Source organism: Rhizobium sp. GW821-FHT14E12 (assembly GCF_058803745.1).
In genome coordinates this window covers 389815-404581 of sequence record NZ_JBXAPH010000002.1, presented here as the reverse complement: position 1 = coordinate 404581, position 14767 = coordinate 389815, and the positions used below count along the sequence as shown (strand labels likewise).

Genomic DNA, 14767 nt, shown 5'->3' with positions numbered 1-14767 from the left:
GTGTTCGGAGCGAAAGGTCTCCGACCGGCTTCCTGCCGAGCAGCGAATTGGTGCAAAGACCCGGGGCATGGCACGCGGCATCGTCGTTAGCATACGACAGACGGCACCTTTTCTGACCGGTTTACGGATGTCATCGAGCAGATCGCGAGACCTATTATGGCGAAAATAACCGCGGCTACGCTGTTTTTCCGGCCGATATCGAAACCTGAGACTGCATCTGCCTTGGGAAAAGCTCGCTCTCTTGTAGCCGACGGGGCCTATGCGCTATAAGGTCGGCGCGCGCGCTAAATGGCCGTGGAAGTGAAGAGGAAGTGTTATGCCGACTGGTACTGTTAAATTTTTCAATGAAGACAAGGGATTTGGCTTCATTACCCCCGAGAATGGTGGAACGGATGTGTTCGTGCACGTTTCCGCTCTGCAGCGGGGCGGTTCGCTCAGAGAAGGTGAAAAGGTCAGCTACGAACTGGGCCAGGATCGCAAGACTGGAAAGTCGAAGGCCGAGAACGTCAGCGTGCTCTAATCGCATGCATTGAATGATCGACCACGGATTTAGCCTGTTTCATTATTGGAACAGGCTAAATCCATCCTGAGTGAATTCGAACCGACGTCCCCCCATAGGCGATGGTAGATGGCTATTGTCAGGCCGGTAAGCGCTACCAGGCTGTCGCTCGTGGTCGTATGCGCGAAGGTCATGCCGCGAGACTGAACCACCAACCATGGAAGAGACCGGATCCCGAACGGCTTCGCTGAACGAGAAACGTGAACTCTGCAAGATCGACTACCTCCAGGGCTAGTCTTGGCTTCAGCAATCCTAGGCCCGCTGAAACTCTCCGGGCGATGATCCGGTCAAAAATACCATGAATGTGCTGCTCGACCAGGGTGCGGCTATGGTCGATTACGGGCTCGACGAAACCGTCATAAATGGCGCCTGCCGCGACACGCGGTCATCCGGATCTACGAATATCCGGTGTTTTCCCGTGGCTGCTTCGCCTGCAATCTTGCGATCCTCCCTTGGGCGAGCAACCTATCCCCATGCTGGACGACATGGTGGAACGGATGGGGCACCGACCCGCTAGACTGGCAAGCTCCGACCGCCTTCTATATGTCTGAAATCCCTAATGTTAATAAGTTCTGTTGCTGTATCTGCATTGCTCAATTCAAGCCAATTTTTCTTGACTAAATAAATCATATTATATAGCTCCTAGCCTCGCGTGTAGGGATCAATGAATTCGCGTTTTTAGCGAATCCAAGGGGGCATAGTGTGAATAAGCGTATTGGACTTCTGTCCGCGCTGATGGCGGGAGTGTGCACTCCCGCGGTGGCGCAGACTGCGACCGAGTTGCAGCCTATCATCGTCAAGGCATCGGATAACCCGACTGCCCTGCCGGAGGAATATCCGGGCGGGCAGATTGCGAAAGGCGGCCGCGTCGGGATGCTCGGCAACCGCGACGTGATGGATACACCCTTCAGCACGACGAGCTATACGGCCAAGACGATCGAGGACAAGGGAGCAAGCACCGTCGCGGACGTGGTTGCGAACGATCCGTCGGTCAGGAACACCCATGCCTCCGGCGGCATGCTCGATTCCTTCTATATTCGTGGCTTCCCGGTCAACGAAGGCAATTTCGGGGAAGTCGCCTTCGACGGTGTCTATGGTATCGCGCCGACCTATCGTGTCTTCACCGATTATGCGGAACGGGTGGAAGTGCTGAAAGGGCCAAGCGCCCTGCTTTATGGCATTTCGCCGAACAGCAGTGTCGGCGGCGCGATCAATATCGTGCCCAAGCGTGCGCCGGACGAGGATCTGACGCGAGTGACCACCGATTACACGTCCGATCTGCAGGGCGGCACGCATCTCGATTTTGCGCGCCGGTTCGGCGAAGAGCGGCAGTTCGGCATGCGCTTCAATGGCAGCCTGCAGGGCGGGAACACCCCGATCGACGATCAGACCCAGCAAGCCTATGTTGGCGCGCTTGCCCTCGACTATCAGGGGGAGAACTTTCGCGCGAGCGTCGATGTCATTGGCCAGAAGCAGCATTTCGACGCTCCGCAGCGCCCCTTCTTTCCAGTGGCAGGCATCGCCATTCCCGATGCGCCCGACGGCCGGCTGAATATTCAGGAGCCCTGGGAATGGTCGAGGAGCCGGGATTTTTCCTGGCTGACCCGCGCCGAATATGACGTCAGCGATACGGTTACGATCTTTGGCGCAGTCGGCGGCGGCAACTCACATGTTGCAAGACTTTTCGGCACACCAACGCTTCTGAATTCGGACGGCGATGTCAGCGTCATACCGCAGAACTTTGTGTTCGACGTCGACAGAGTGACGGCCGAAACCGGCGCGCGCGCAAAGTTTGACACTGGTCCGGTCTCGCACACAGTCACTTTGCAGGCCACCTATTTGCGGCAGACATTGGATCGCGGTTCCAATTCGGGCACTGCTCAGCGCACCAATATCTATAATCCGGTATTGCGCCCCGAACAGAACGTGCTGGCGCCGCGAAACGTGGGAAAAGCATCGGAAAGCATTCTGTCGGGCATTGCATTGTCCGATACGCTTTCGATCCTCGACGAACGCGTACAATTGACGGTTGGCGGCCGCTGGCAGTCGATCGATTCGAAGAATTTCAACGCAACGACGGGCGCGGTCACCTCTTCGTCCGATGAAACAGCGGTCACGCCGCTCATCGGTCTCGTGGTCAAGCCATGGGAAAACGTGTCGCTCTACGCCAATTATATTGAAGGTCTCGGCATCGGCGATACCGCGCCGGCGACGGCCGTGAATGCCGGTGAAACGCTGGCGCCATATCGCACGAAGCAGTATGAGATCGGCGCCAAGTTCGATCTCGGCCGGGTCATGCTGAGCACCGCCCTTTTCCAGATCGAAAAGCCTTTCGGACAGCTTGAAAGCCAGGGATCCGGCCTGGTCTTCGTGAACGGGGGAGAACAACGCAATCGCGGCCTCGAGATCAATGTCGCTGGTGAAGTTACCTCCGATGTGCGGCTGCTTGGCGGGGTAGCGTTCATTGATGGCAAGCTCACCAAAACCAATAATCCAGCCACGGTCGGAAACAAGCCGATCGGCGTCCCCTCGATTCAGGCCAATCTCGGTGCCGAATGGGACACGCAGTTTCTGGAAGGCCTGACGCTTGCTGCAAACATGATCTACACAGACGGGCAGTTCGCCGACACCGCCAACAAGCAGGAACTTGCCTCCTGGACGCGGTTTGATCTGGGCGCCCGATATGCGACCAAAATCGAGGATCGCCCCGTGACCTTCCGCGCCTCCGTCGAAAATGTCTTCAACAGGGATTATTGGTCGGGTGTTGCAAGCTTCGGCACCATCTCACAAGGGGCGCCCTTGACCGTCAAGCTGTCGATGACAACTGACTTCTGAGGAACAGGACTTCCTGGATCGCCGTGTAAATTGTCGGCGTGCCTGCTCATCTATGGCAGGCGTGTCTTCTTGTTTGTGGACGGCTCGACAAAAAAAAGGCCGACGGAGGAAATAGAGTTCCGTCGGCCGTGATACTTTTTGAGAAGCAGGTTCTTACGGTGTTTTTGTCGTCAGGCTGACGCTATAGCCCGGCTTGTAGGCAATCGGCAAAAAGCGCCGATGATATTCCGCGAAGGTCGCATCGGGATCGAGATCGGCGAAGAGATCAGGGTGAAACCATTTCGCCAACTGCTGAATGGCGACAAACTCATAGGGGCTGTTGTAGAACTGATGCCAGATGCCGTGGAAATTGCGGGTCTTCTGCGCCTGGGTCCCGGTATAGGCATCGCGCGTCAGATACCATTCAAGCTTTTTCCGCAGCATTTCGGGATCGGCACCCGGACCGAGCGGAATCCAGTGACCGCCCGGAGTATAAGCCTGCCAGTCGGAGCTGGTGACAACGACGTGCTGCGGATCTGAAACAATGACCTGCTCGGGATTGATCTGACCAAACGTCGTCGGCAGAAAGTCGCTGCCGATATTGTGACCACCAGCCACTTCGACATATCTGCCGAAATTTTCCGCGCCGAAGGACAGGCAGCAGTCGTCCGAATAGCCGCCGATACGCTCGACGAATACACGCGGACGATCCGGTTTCACCTTATCGAGTACATCGGTGACGCGGGCGACCGCCTGTCGGCGGAAGGCAATGATCTCCTCGGCGCGCTCCTTGCGATCCATGATTTCGCCCAGCAGGCGGATAGTCCGCTCTGTATTTTCGAGCGGATGGTGGCGGAAATCGACATAAAGCACCGGGATACCCAGAGATGCGAGCTTGTCGACATAATTGGCATCCTCATTGGCGCGCATCGCCTCGATGTTGAGGAGCACCACGTCGGGTTTGCGAATGATGGCCGATTCGATGTCGATCAGACTGCCTTCCTGTCCCGAAAAGGTCGGCAATTTCGCAAGATCAGGAAAAACCTCGAGATATTGGGCATATGTTCCCGGATCGGCTTGGATCAAGTCATTACGCCAGGCGACGATGCGCGACAGCGGGTCCTTGGGCTCCAGCGAGGCGATTAGATAGAGTTGCCGGCCTTCCCCGAGCAGGATGCGTTTGACCGGCGCATTGAGCGTCACCTTGCGATTGGCCACGTCGGTGACGGTGATCGGTGACTGCCCTTCCTGCCCCATGGCCGGAGCGTGCCAAAAGGCAAGCAGCACCAGAACGGCCATTGCAGCCTGATGTATCGAACGCCGTCTTCTCACGAATAAACCTCTTCTTCGAATGTCTTGCGCGACTTAAGCCATAGAGCCAATGCAAGGAAAAGCGACACTATGTAAAGGGTCGAAACCAATGGAAATGCAGCTTCCAGACCCAGAAATTGCGTTGCGCCGACACCGGCGGCGATACCGGCGATGGAGGCCATTTGCTGGCAGGTCTGGGCAAGGCCGAGGACCGAGCCTTGCCGGTCGGCTGGCGTCGCCGCCGATATCAGGGCAAGCAGCATGGGAGTGGTACCTCCCAGAAGCGCACCCCAGATCAGATACATGACGGCAAACAGAACGATCGATGTCGTCAGGCCCGCGAGAGTGGACACCAGGGCACAGCTTGCCGAAATGACGATCATCCAGCCAAGAACCATCGTTCTCGGACTGCCTTTCAAAAGCCGCGCCCAAAGCGGCGCGCCGATCACGAAACCGAGGGCGAGTAATCCATAGCTAAGACCGGCCATCCAGTGGCGGGCGCCGAAGACTTGCGTCATGTACAAAGCGAAAGGCACCTGCAGCACCATGCGGCTGGCAAGCAGCAGGCCGATCAGCCAAAGGAGCCCGGTGACCGAGGGGTCCTTGGCAGGGACGGATTTCTGGGTTTGCGTCTGAGCGGCAGCGGCGGGCGCGACCCGGCTCGACGGCAAGGGAAGCGTGGCCCAGGCGACGACCGCGCACAGGGCGCAGACGGCGCCGGCGGTGAGATTGATGTCCGAGAAGGAAGCCGCGTCCAGGATAAGGCCGCCGAAGAACGCACCGCCGAGCGATCCGACATTGGTCGCGACTTGCAGCCAGGCGAACAGCCCTGCCCGGTCACGACCGCCGGTGATCTGCACGCCGTAGGCCTGCGCCGGCGCGATATAGCCGGCGAAGGCGCCCTGCAGGAACCGCAGGGCGAGGATCGTCCAGACGTCCTGGGCGAAGGCGACGAACAACTGCGTGACGGCGAGCCCCGCAAGCGCGCGCACCATCATCAGCCGATTTCCGTAACGATCTCCCATCCGGCCCCAGAAGGCACTGGTGAGCGAAATGCCGATCATCGGGCAGACATAGACGCCGATACTGGCAAGGGAAAAGACGCTCTCGGAAGAACTGAGCGTCTCGATTTGAATCGGCCAGAAGGGACCGCTCATCTCCATGGCGCCCATGGAGATGAACTGCAACGCAAAGAGAAGCAGAAAGACCGGTCCGAAACTGCGGATCGCAAGAGCGGCATGCTTCATTTCGCGGCCGCCAACGGATTATCGAGCTGATGCTCGACGCGGTAGTCGCGATATCGTTCGAGATGCATCCGCAGGACCGAACGCGTCGGCCAGGGTTTTTCAAGAAAGGCTTGCCGCTCTTCTGCCCAGAATGCATCTGACAGCATGCGGGCCCTCAAGAGATCGAAAGCGGCCTGCGTTTCCTCGCGCAGGATCTGCCACGGATCGTCAATGGTGCAATGCTCCGCAAGGCAAAGGGCCATCTCGTGAAGATGGCAGACGAAACAAGCATCGATCACGAAGGAGCGCACGAGGCTGATGTCATCATTGAACGTCGTCGGCAAAATGCCCTTGCGGCTGAAAGGCGCCAGCCGATAGCCACGCTCTTCGAAAAGCGGCGCGAAGCTGCGCCCGTCGCCAAAATCGCGAATGAGCAGCTTCCGGGGATTACCCGATCTGTCAAAAAGTATGGTGCTATTTTGCTGGTGCGCCTCGAAGGCAATGCCGTAGAGCAGATACATGGCAAGTGTCGGCTGGATGACCGTGCGCGCATAGGCTCTGAAAAAGGCGGATGCACTCTCCTTCCCCCCTTCTGAATTCCTGGCAATCAGTTCGCAGACGAGCGGCCGCTGAACCAGCGGACTTTCGGCGAGAAGGGCAGCCACAGTCACAGGGATGAGGCCGTCCTTGCGGGCGAGTGCATTGACCTCGCGGTAGACGACCGACAGGAACCGGCCCGGATGCTCGTCGCCGGTTTCCGGATCGTGCAGAATTGCGCCGAGCTCCTCCGTGAAAATCTCCAGCGAGCCCTTGAGCAGATCCTCATTCGCGAGAATGTCGCTGATCAAGGTACTCAGGCGCGGCCCCATATGGATCGACTTCGCCTGCAGGGTTCTCTGCTCGCTGGTCATCCAGATGGCAACCGGCAGCTTGATGAACGGCTGCGGTTCCGGAGTATCCGGCAGCATCGTCCGGAAGGACATGGCAGGAATCGTGACGATATCCGGACCGTCCACATCGAGAATGCCCGAGGCGATCTGTGACGCGAACTCGCGGCGAACGAAGTTTTCCAAATGCCATCCGTGGATCGGCATGGGAAGCCAGTCGCTCACCTTCCTTCCCCGGCTCAGAAGACCGTCACTCCACTGTTCCCACACATCCGTGAATGCGTTTGCGAACCATTCGGAATAGTCGGTGACATGGGACATCGCCTCGACATAGGCCCAATCCCTGCGCAAGGCGGCAATGCGCAGCGGAACGCGTGCACCGAACTCCGGTGAAAGAGCACTGATTTCTTCCGCCGACAGTCCGGGCTTGGCTTTCCAGGTGGGGTAGAAGGGATGACCCTCCAGCGAACCCCATTGATCGAGCGCCATCGCAACCAGATGCGTCGGCTGGCTTTTCTCGAGATGATCGATGAAGCCACCCGCGCCGCTGCCCGCTATCGCATGGCGAAGCTCGACGCTCCATTCCTCGCGATAACCGCGCGCCAGCACGTCGTTTTTCATGCTGTCTTCCACATCCCGCAGAAGAACCTCGAAGCCGTCAGGCGCGGATGAGATATTGAGCGCCGGCGCGATCTCCTTGAGAAGAGCCGCCGGATCGTCCAGCCTTCGGCGAACGCCATTTTCCTCGATCACCTCGATGGCGCCGCGATTGAGCAAGGTGTCGGCTGGCGCGTGCTGCAGGCGGGTAAAATGCAGGACCCGGCGCGACACCCAAAGCGGCAACCAGGCCTGATCTCCGTTTTCAGCCCATAGCAGGGCCTTGGCATCGAGCAGTTTTTCGGCAAAGACGCAGCGCACCAGACGCCGGATCGCGTTTTGCGTGGCGGCTTCCCAAAGTTGGCTTTCGCCGGTCGCGCCTTGTGTCTTTTCGGAAATGGTTTCGGTCATCGGGCGACCTCCGGCCAGTTGGTTGGAACATGGGCATGCGAGGGTTGAGGCAATGCGCCATGATAGTCCCGCGCCCAGGAATAGGTTTTCGTGATCGCCGGGATCGGCACGCGCAGGCGCGAGGCCACCTCCACGAGAAGGGCGAGCCCGAAGGCGATATCCTCGTGAAAGGCCCTGCTCTCGCGATCGATCAGGTAACCGGCGCCGTGAGGATTGGGCACGAGCGGCGCCTGGATTCCGGCATAGGCGCGATTGGTGCGCAGCAGGGAATACATGCTGCGATCATCCTCGATCTGATCGCCGTAAGCCTCGATAAGCTCCTGGCGCAGCGGCTTCACCGAACTCAGGTCGATGCCGAAACGTTCTTGCGCCGCGTTGCGGATCGCCTGATTTTCTGCGTCACAGGCTTCCAGCAATTCGGCGCCTTCGCGCGGGCAATCGCTCCACCAGCATAAGGGCGTTTCGAACGGCTTGTCGTGCCATGGGGATTCGGGACCGAGGAGCCCGTAAAGGACGGCGGGATGCATCAGGGCGTTGCCCGGCGTCAGGGTGATTTCGAGATAGTTGTCGAGCATGGTGACCGGCGCTTCGAAAAGCTGTCCGAGCATGTGTTGTAGCCGATCGCGGTCGGCCGCGCTTTCGCGCGCATGCAGCGCGGCGAAAAGCTCGGCCTTTGCGCCGCCCATGCGAACCTGCTTGCCGGCAACCAGCTCGAATGCGGTATGGGGCACGTCTTTCATGCCCCAGATCACCACATTGTCCAGACCGGCAAACGCCTGCGCGGCCAGCCAGTCGAAGCCGCAAAAGCCTGGAATGGCGCCGATATAGACCGGCTTGTCGCGCGGCAGATGCGGCGCAATCCTCGCCAGGAGATCGGGACGGACATGGGCCGGCTGCGTAACCACCACAACATCCGCGTCCTCAAGCGCCCGGCCGGGATCGGTTCCGACATGATCGGGCCGCCCAGAGAGCACCTGGCCCTCCGGAGCAAGCGCCTGCCATATGTCGCTTCCGGTCGCCCACCGCTCGGCCACGGAAGCCGAGCCGGTCAGCACGGATACCACCGTCTCCGGCCTCTGTTTGAAGAGGACGGCGTTCAAATGGCCGGTACGACCGGCCCCGCAGATTGCTACTTTCATGCTGCCCGCGCCCTGTTCACCAACCAGCCGTCGAGTTGGTCGGCGATCGACGGATCGAGAAGGCCGCGCTTTTCCATCCACTCGTCGTCGAAGAAGGAGCTAAGATATTTCTCGCCGCCATCGGCAACGGTCGTTACCACGTTGCCGCTCAGCTTGCCGGCCACGATGAATTCCAGCGCCTTGTAGATAGCGCCGCCGGTCGAGCCGCCGACCAGAAGCCCCTTGCGCCGGGCGATATAGCGGGCCGTCTCGAAAGCCTGCGTGTCAGTGACCTGAACACCTTCGTCGATGCAGGAATAGTCCAGCACCTTGCCAACCTCGTCGCCGGCGGGCGTGCCCGTACCGGACTGGTAATAGGGATAGCCCGGCTTCCCGAAGACGATCGATCCGGCGGGCTCGACGGCAATTGTCTTGATACGGGCATTATGCTTCTTGAGACCCTGGGAAATACCGGTCATCGAGCCGCCGGTGCCCACGCAACCGACGAACGCATCGATGCCCTCAGGCAGCTGGGTCAGAAGTTCCTCGACGAAACCAGCATAACCTTCGGGATTTGCCGGATTGTCGGACTGGTTCATGAACAGCGCGCCCGGAAGCTGGGCACCGAGCTGTGAGGCGAGACGCTGGCGTTCGACCACGGCGACCTCATCCTCGCGGTAGGTGCCTTCGACATAACGAATCTCCGCTCCCAGTGCCCGCATCGTGCGGATCTTGTCCGGAGCGGCGTGATGGTCGACCACCGCGATGAAACGCATGTCAAACTCAAGGGCGGCGAGCGCAAGGCCGATGCCAGTATTGCCAGAGGAAGATTCGACGATGGTGCCGCCCGGCTTCAGGCGACCATCATTCAGCGCGGCAACCACCATACTGCGCGCCATGCGATCCTTCATCGAGCCGCCCGGATTGTTCTTCTCGATCTTGAGGATCAGGGTCGCGTTCCGGCCGGGCAGTGCTATCGACATCAACGGCGTCTGGCCGATAAACTGGGTTATCGTCGTATAGGTCATAGGTACATCTCCAAATCGTCGAGGGTGAGAAAAGGCGTGCCGTCTGCATCGTGATGCACGCGCAAACGCCTGGGCATTGGATGGCGATGGAATTCGTTTTCGAGCAGATCCATCTGGTATCCGGCCGTGTTGGCATAGACCAGAAGATCGCCGGCGCGAGGCATGGCTGGGAAATCCAGCCAGCGGTTGCTCAATACGTCCTCGTCGAGGCAGCTATGGCCCGCGAGATAGGCCTTGAACGGCTTGTCGGCAGGCGTGTACGCAGCGACAGGAACGATGATCGGATCGATCAGGAACTCCGATGCGAACCAGGTCTCGCAGGCACTGAAGCTGCTGCCTTCCACGAAGATGACGGCCGTATCCGGCCCTAGCGTCTTTACGCGGGTAATCCTGAAGACGGAGATAGCCGCCTGGTCGGCCAGGGCGCGGCCGGGCTCCAGGGCCAGCGTGAGGTTCTCGTCCCTGAAATAGTCGGCGATGCTTCGGCCATCGTCGAGGGCCGAAGCAAGCAGGGAGACCAGCCAGTCGGCGGCGGAAATCTCGCCGCCATAGGGATAGAAGGAAGACGGCAGTTTCTTGTTGCGATAATCCGCGGCGCTCTGACGCTCGATGTGCGCTTGATAACCACTTGCGTCGACATAGCGTATCGGCAGTCCGCCGCCGATATCGATCATTCTGGGAGCGAGACCGATCGCCCGCGCCTCGCTAATCAACCGGGAGGCTTCTCGGATGGCGGCCGTGCGCGTTTCCCAGCGATAGCCGGAGAGGTGGAAATGCAGACCATCGAAGCGCAACCGCTTATCGGCAGCAATGACCGACAGGCAGAGCAGCACATCATCCGCGTCCATGCCGAAACGGCTGCCAGCCTGGCTGCCCGGCCGCAGGCGCAGCAACACCGGCTGCGGTTCGCCGTCATCCGGCAGACGGGCAGACAGATCATCCAGCTCTTCCGGCGAATCGACGGAAATCAGTGCCTTGCAGGCAATGAGCGCATCGTGAAATGCTTCTGTCTTCGCCGGGCCGGTCGCGACAATGCGCTCCCCGATGGCGCCGAGCGCCAGCGTGTCCCGCAGTTCATAGAGGCTGGAGACGTCGACGCCGATACCGGCATCAAGCGCGGCATGCATCAAACCCGGCGACTTGTTGACCTTCGCGCCATAATAGAGCGCATGATTTACCCCATTCTGTGCGAGCACGTCGGTCAGAGCACGCGCATTTTCGCCCAATGCCTCGGGGCTTACCAGATGAAATGGGGAGCCATGCTTCTTCACCCACTCGATCAGCAACGTGCCATTGTGGCTGATAAGATCAGCTGTTCGGGGGCGCAGAATGGGAGAGAGACCGGCATCAGATCCTTGCCGATACAGCGTCATAGCGATGCTCCTGCACCGGACGTCGCAAAGGAGGCGTGCGCTGCCGGCCAATCCGAACGCAGACGCTCAAGCGGGACCATGCACGACGGCAAAGGCACATCGACGATATGGCGCGTCGTTTTGAATGGGAATTTGCCGCCGCTTCGGGCCATGGCAAAAATCTTTTCGGGCGTGATGGTTTCGCCGCTACGCCAGCCTTCCACGCGGACGAGATCGTAGCTCAGCATAAAGACAGGGACAGCAGTCAGCTGCAGCCGTCGCGCAACGCACAGGCGATGGTGGCCGTCCATAACGAGAAGCTCGTCCTTCTCTACCATGATCGGCACCGTCCAGTAGCCGGCTTGGAGGATCTGAGCTTCAAGGATTTCGACGCGATCTGGATCGACCTCCTCGGTCTGGATCAACTGATCGGGGCATAAGAAATGGTATTTCATCGATCCGCCTTCTTGGTCAGGGGCTGTTGGCGACGGCGATAAAGCTGAGAGATTTTGTCGAGTTTAAGGCGACGAGTATTTTAATTTGAAGCTACTATGAATTGTAGTAAAGTAGAAAAAATCCTCGATCTGCACCAGGAACAAGCGTTGCAAATTGCGTTTTAGACACGCGAAGATAGTAGTCAGGCTTAACCGACAGCCCCGCCTATTGTAATACGACGCCCATGTCTCGGACGCGGTGTAGCTTTTTACCTGGCGAACATCGACACACAGCATAAACATGACTATTAAAATCATGTTATGTGCGAGTATTTAATATAATCACTATCTTACATTGTGGAAATGTCGTTACAAAAGGAGCGAATCATGGAAGCCGGCCACCACGCAGGACGGTCCTGGCATACCCCGCAGACTCATCCGGGTCTAATGTTAGTGCAAACTGAGCTTTGCTCATCTGCGGATCATCGTTGTCATAAGGCGCCCTACGGTTTGAACCCATAAAGGTGGTTTGGACTGCTTCCCCCGGTATTCCTACCTGGGGCTCAGGGCCGCAACGCGATCGAGAGCGGCCGAGAAGCCCTGCAGCGACACCGGAAAGCTCAGTGGTTTGTCCGCATCGGCGGTAACCCTGAGGTTCAGGCGTGAACCGTTCCGTAATTTGGCAAGTGTCGCGGCATCGATCGGAAGCAAGGCTATGCATCCTGTCGGCAAACAGGTGCGGAAGCGCACCGGCTTGAAAGGCGGCTGATCATCAACATTCGGCGTCACGCCGGAGTCGAGGACGATGCCGAACGGGAGGAGAAGCGTTGCGACCGCGCTGCCATCGGGACGCATCTGCATCTCGACGGCCAGCAGCCGCTGACCATTCTGCTGGGTCTGATCCTGGGAAATCGCGCATGACGGCGCCTTGTCGCGCTGGCCGCATGTAACCCGCCAGTCCTGATAGGTCTCCTGCAGGGTCGATGCGCCGTTTGGTAGGGCCGATTGGGCAAAGGCAGCGGGGGCAAGACCGAACGCGATGCTCGAACAAAGAAGAGCGAACTTCGCACCAGACATGCGGTAAACTATCTTATGAAGAGAAATCAATATCGATATGGACAAAGGGATACGTCTTTCCATTTAGAGGAGGACAGGTCTTCAGTTGTGCCGCAGCGTGGTGACGGACGGGAAATCGAGGTCCGCAACGACCGCCAAAAGTTCGGCCGCCACGGCTTCCATCCTGGCGGTCCTAAGTGGTTACGATCGGATCATGTGCACACCCATTCGCGGATTTTGCATTGTGTCCCCGAAAGCCCGCATGCCTTGAGGGCCAAGTCTTCGGCTTCCCGGCGCGTTGGCGCCGAATTTGCGCCCCATGGCGTCACGCGATTGTTCTCTTCCTTGCTGATGGCGAGCGCGCCGCAATGATTGTAGGGAAAACCGGTATTGTCGTCGTCATCCCAATGCCGGTGATTGCGGAATACGGTGACCACGGTGCATTTGCTGCCCCCGTCCCGCTCGCAATGCTTGAGCGCGATATCCATGGCCTCCTGCCGCTTGTCCGCACCCCAGAAGAAGCCATGCTTTTCATCGGGCGTGGAATAGGCGATCGCCGCCCAGATGCCGCGTTCCTCCTGAGGCGGTGGAGCCGGCGGTTCCTCGGCCGTAAAGAGATCAGCCGCGCCCAACTGCCCCGTGGAAACGAACAGCATGCCGATTGCTGCGATGATGAATCTCGATCTCATTTTGCGCTCCCTTGTTTTCCTGCTGCCGAAGCCACGGAAATGACGACGCAGCCGTTTCCGGTCGGCAGAAGCATCGCGTCGCCTCCATCATTGGCCAGTTCGTAGACGCCGATTTGTCCGAGATTGTTGACGAGCTTGCTTCCGTTTGGAAACTTGGCGGAGATATCAGGGCAAGAGGCGGTAAACGGCGCGACACGAACCATCGAGCCCTCGCAGCCGGATGCGACGGGTGCCGCGAAGACGACGCCGGCCGCCGGGCCGCTGTAGCCCTGAGTGGCATAGTTCATGCCCACAAGTGCCTGTACCGCATGCTTGTCGGCCGCCTCGTTGTTCCAGATCGACTGGACATTGTATTGGGTGCCGCTCGTCAGCAGCTCTCCGAGAACCGGAAAGACGGTGGAGCAGGATTGCAAGCCAGCCTGCTTGGTGTGCTGCAGAAACGGCGTATCCGGCAGAGCCGGATTGGCGTCATTCGTCCCGGCAACAGCCGGCTGCGATATGAAGTTCCCAATCACATTGTAGCGCACGGCGGCGTAGCCGACGGCACCGACAACGGCAATTGCGAGCAACGAAAGAACCGTCGCTTTCCACCAGTTCCGCTTCGGCTTTGCCTGGTCGTCATCGGCGCTCTGAACAGCAACGCCGCCCTGGCTCCTGGACATGATTCGATCGTGGATTGATTGTTGGTTCATTGAAAATCTATCCGTCACTTGATCGCCTTAACGGCGGTGGAAAGGCCCTTGAGGGTTGCGGTTAGGCTAATCGTCTGCCCATCCATCGTCGGATAGGAGATTGTGGGTGCCGAGCTTTTTGAAATCTGTTCACGCATTGCGGGACCCACCGGCAGCATGCCGACGCAAACCGTCTTGCTGCATCCGTCGAGCCGAACCTGTATCGGTTCCTTCCGCCCCTCGAACGTCAGCGAGATTCGACCATCGCTCTTGGCAACCGGCGCGGTGCGCAGGATCATATAGGGATCGCCTCCTTTGGTGGCCGCAAGCGACCAGCTGAACGCAATCTGTCCTGCCTCGTTCGTGATGATCTGGGTGGCGTTGCAAACCCGCTGGCGAGCCTTCAGGTTTTCGTCGCAGATCAGCGTCCAGTTCTCAAACGGACGAATGGTCCTCTGATAATCGCCAAGTTTCACCTCCGCAGGCACGACGACTTCGGAAGGCTTTATTCGATAGTTGGAAACAGCTGCCTCCTGTCCGGCCGCATGTGTGCCGGACAGGAGCAAGCAGGTCATGAAGGCGGGGACGCCGGAAAGCGCTCCTTTGACCATGAC

At 58.9% G+C, this 14767-nt stretch carries 13 protein-coding genes; 2 read left to right on the top strand and 11 right to left on the bottom strand.

Features of this window, described 5'->3' with window-relative positions; genetic code table 11:
* The first annotated feature begins 316 nt into the window (after positions 1-316).
* Both AC1RO0_RS10050 and AC1RO0_RS10045 read left to right on the top strand, forming a co-directional pair.
* Positions 317-520, top strand: coding sequence for a cold-shock protein (locus tag AC1RO0_RS10050; RefSeq protein ID WP_007693942.1), 204 nt, complete (start codon positions 317-319; stop codon positions 518-520).
* Positions 521-1294: 774 nt separating this feature from the next.
* Complete coding sequence (locus AC1RO0_RS10045) at positions 1295-3394, top strand: TonB-dependent receptor (RefSeq protein WP_498593362.1); 2100 nt, start codon at positions 1295-1297, stop codon at positions 3392-3394.
* 153 nt (positions 3395-3547) lie between these two features.
* On the opposite strand, the gene AC1RO0_RS10040 is transcribed toward AC1RO0_RS10045, so the two are convergent.
* The 11 genes from AC1RO0_RS10040 to AC1RO0_RS09990 all read right to left on the bottom strand — a co-directional run bounded on the left by AC1RO0_RS10040 (position 3548) and on the right by AC1RO0_RS09990 (position 14764).
* Positions 3548-4672 carry an ABC transporter substrate-binding protein gene (locus tag AC1RO0_RS10040; protein WP_498593361.1) on the bottom strand — a complete coding sequence of 375 codons (1125 nt, stop codon included), beginning with the start codon at positions 4670-4672 and terminating at the stop codon, positions 3548-3550.
* Positions 4673-4701: 29 nt separating this feature from the next.
* A complete protein-coding gene (locus AC1RO0_RS10035) occupies positions 4702-5931 on the bottom strand; it encodes an MFS transporter (RefSeq protein ID WP_498592747.1) in 1230 nt (409 codons plus the stop codon).
* Positions 5928-7805 carry an IucA/IucC family protein gene (locus AC1RO0_RS10030; RefSeq protein WP_498592746.1) on the bottom strand — a complete coding sequence of 626 codons (1878 nt, stop codon included), beginning with the start codon at positions 7803-7805 and terminating at the stop codon, positions 5928-5930. The genes AC1RO0_RS10035 and AC1RO0_RS10030 overlap by 4 nt, the downstream gene beginning before the upstream one ends.
* A complete protein-coding gene (locus tag AC1RO0_RS10025; protein WP_498592745.1) occupies positions 7802-8944 on the bottom strand; it encodes an NAD/NADP octopine/nopaline dehydrogenase family protein in 1143 nt (380 codons plus the stop codon). The genes AC1RO0_RS10030 and AC1RO0_RS10025 overlap by 4 nt, the downstream gene beginning before the upstream one ends.
* Entirely contained in the window at positions 8941-9951 is a 1011-nt protein-coding gene (locus tag AC1RO0_RS10020; protein ID WP_498592744.1) for a PLP-dependent cysteine synthase family protein, read from the bottom strand. Before AC1RO0_RS10020 ends, AC1RO0_RS10025 begins: the two co-directional genes overlap by 4 nt.
* On the bottom strand, positions 9948-11324 hold the full coding sequence (locus AC1RO0_RS10015) for a Y4yA family PLP-dependent enzyme (RefSeq protein WP_498592743.1): 1377 nt from the start codon (positions 11322-11324) through the stop codon (positions 9948-9950). The genes AC1RO0_RS10020 and AC1RO0_RS10015 overlap by 4 nt, the downstream gene beginning before the upstream one ends.
* Complete coding sequence (locus AC1RO0_RS10010) at positions 11321-11758, bottom strand: ParB N-terminal domain-containing protein (protein WP_498592742.1); 438 nt, start codon at positions 11756-11758, stop codon at positions 11321-11323. The genes AC1RO0_RS10015 and AC1RO0_RS10010 overlap by 4 nt, the downstream gene beginning before the upstream one ends.
* A 531-nt stretch (positions 11759-12289) precedes the next feature.
* Positions 12290-12814 (bottom strand): invasion associated locus B family protein, encoded by a 525-nt coding sequence (locus tag AC1RO0_RS10005; RefSeq protein ID WP_498592741.1) that lies wholly within the window; start codon positions 12812-12814, stop codon positions 12290-12292.
* 191 nt (positions 12815-13005) lie between these two features.
* Positions 13006-13482, bottom strand: coding sequence for a DUF4189 domain-containing protein (locus AC1RO0_RS10000; RefSeq protein WP_498592740.1), 477 nt, complete (start codon positions 13480-13482; stop codon positions 13006-13008).
* On the bottom strand, positions 13479-14174 hold the full coding sequence (locus tag AC1RO0_RS09995) for a hypothetical protein (RefSeq protein ID WP_498592739.1): 696 nt from the start codon (positions 14172-14174) through the stop codon (positions 13479-13481). Before AC1RO0_RS09995 ends, AC1RO0_RS10000 begins: the two co-directional genes overlap by 4 nt.
* Positions 14175-14188: 14 nt before the next feature.
* Positions 14189-14764, bottom strand: coding sequence for an invasion associated locus B family protein (locus tag AC1RO0_RS09990; RefSeq protein ID WP_498592738.1), 576 nt, complete (start codon positions 14762-14764; stop codon positions 14189-14191).
* Between the last annotated feature and the right edge of the window lie 3 nt (positions 14765-14767).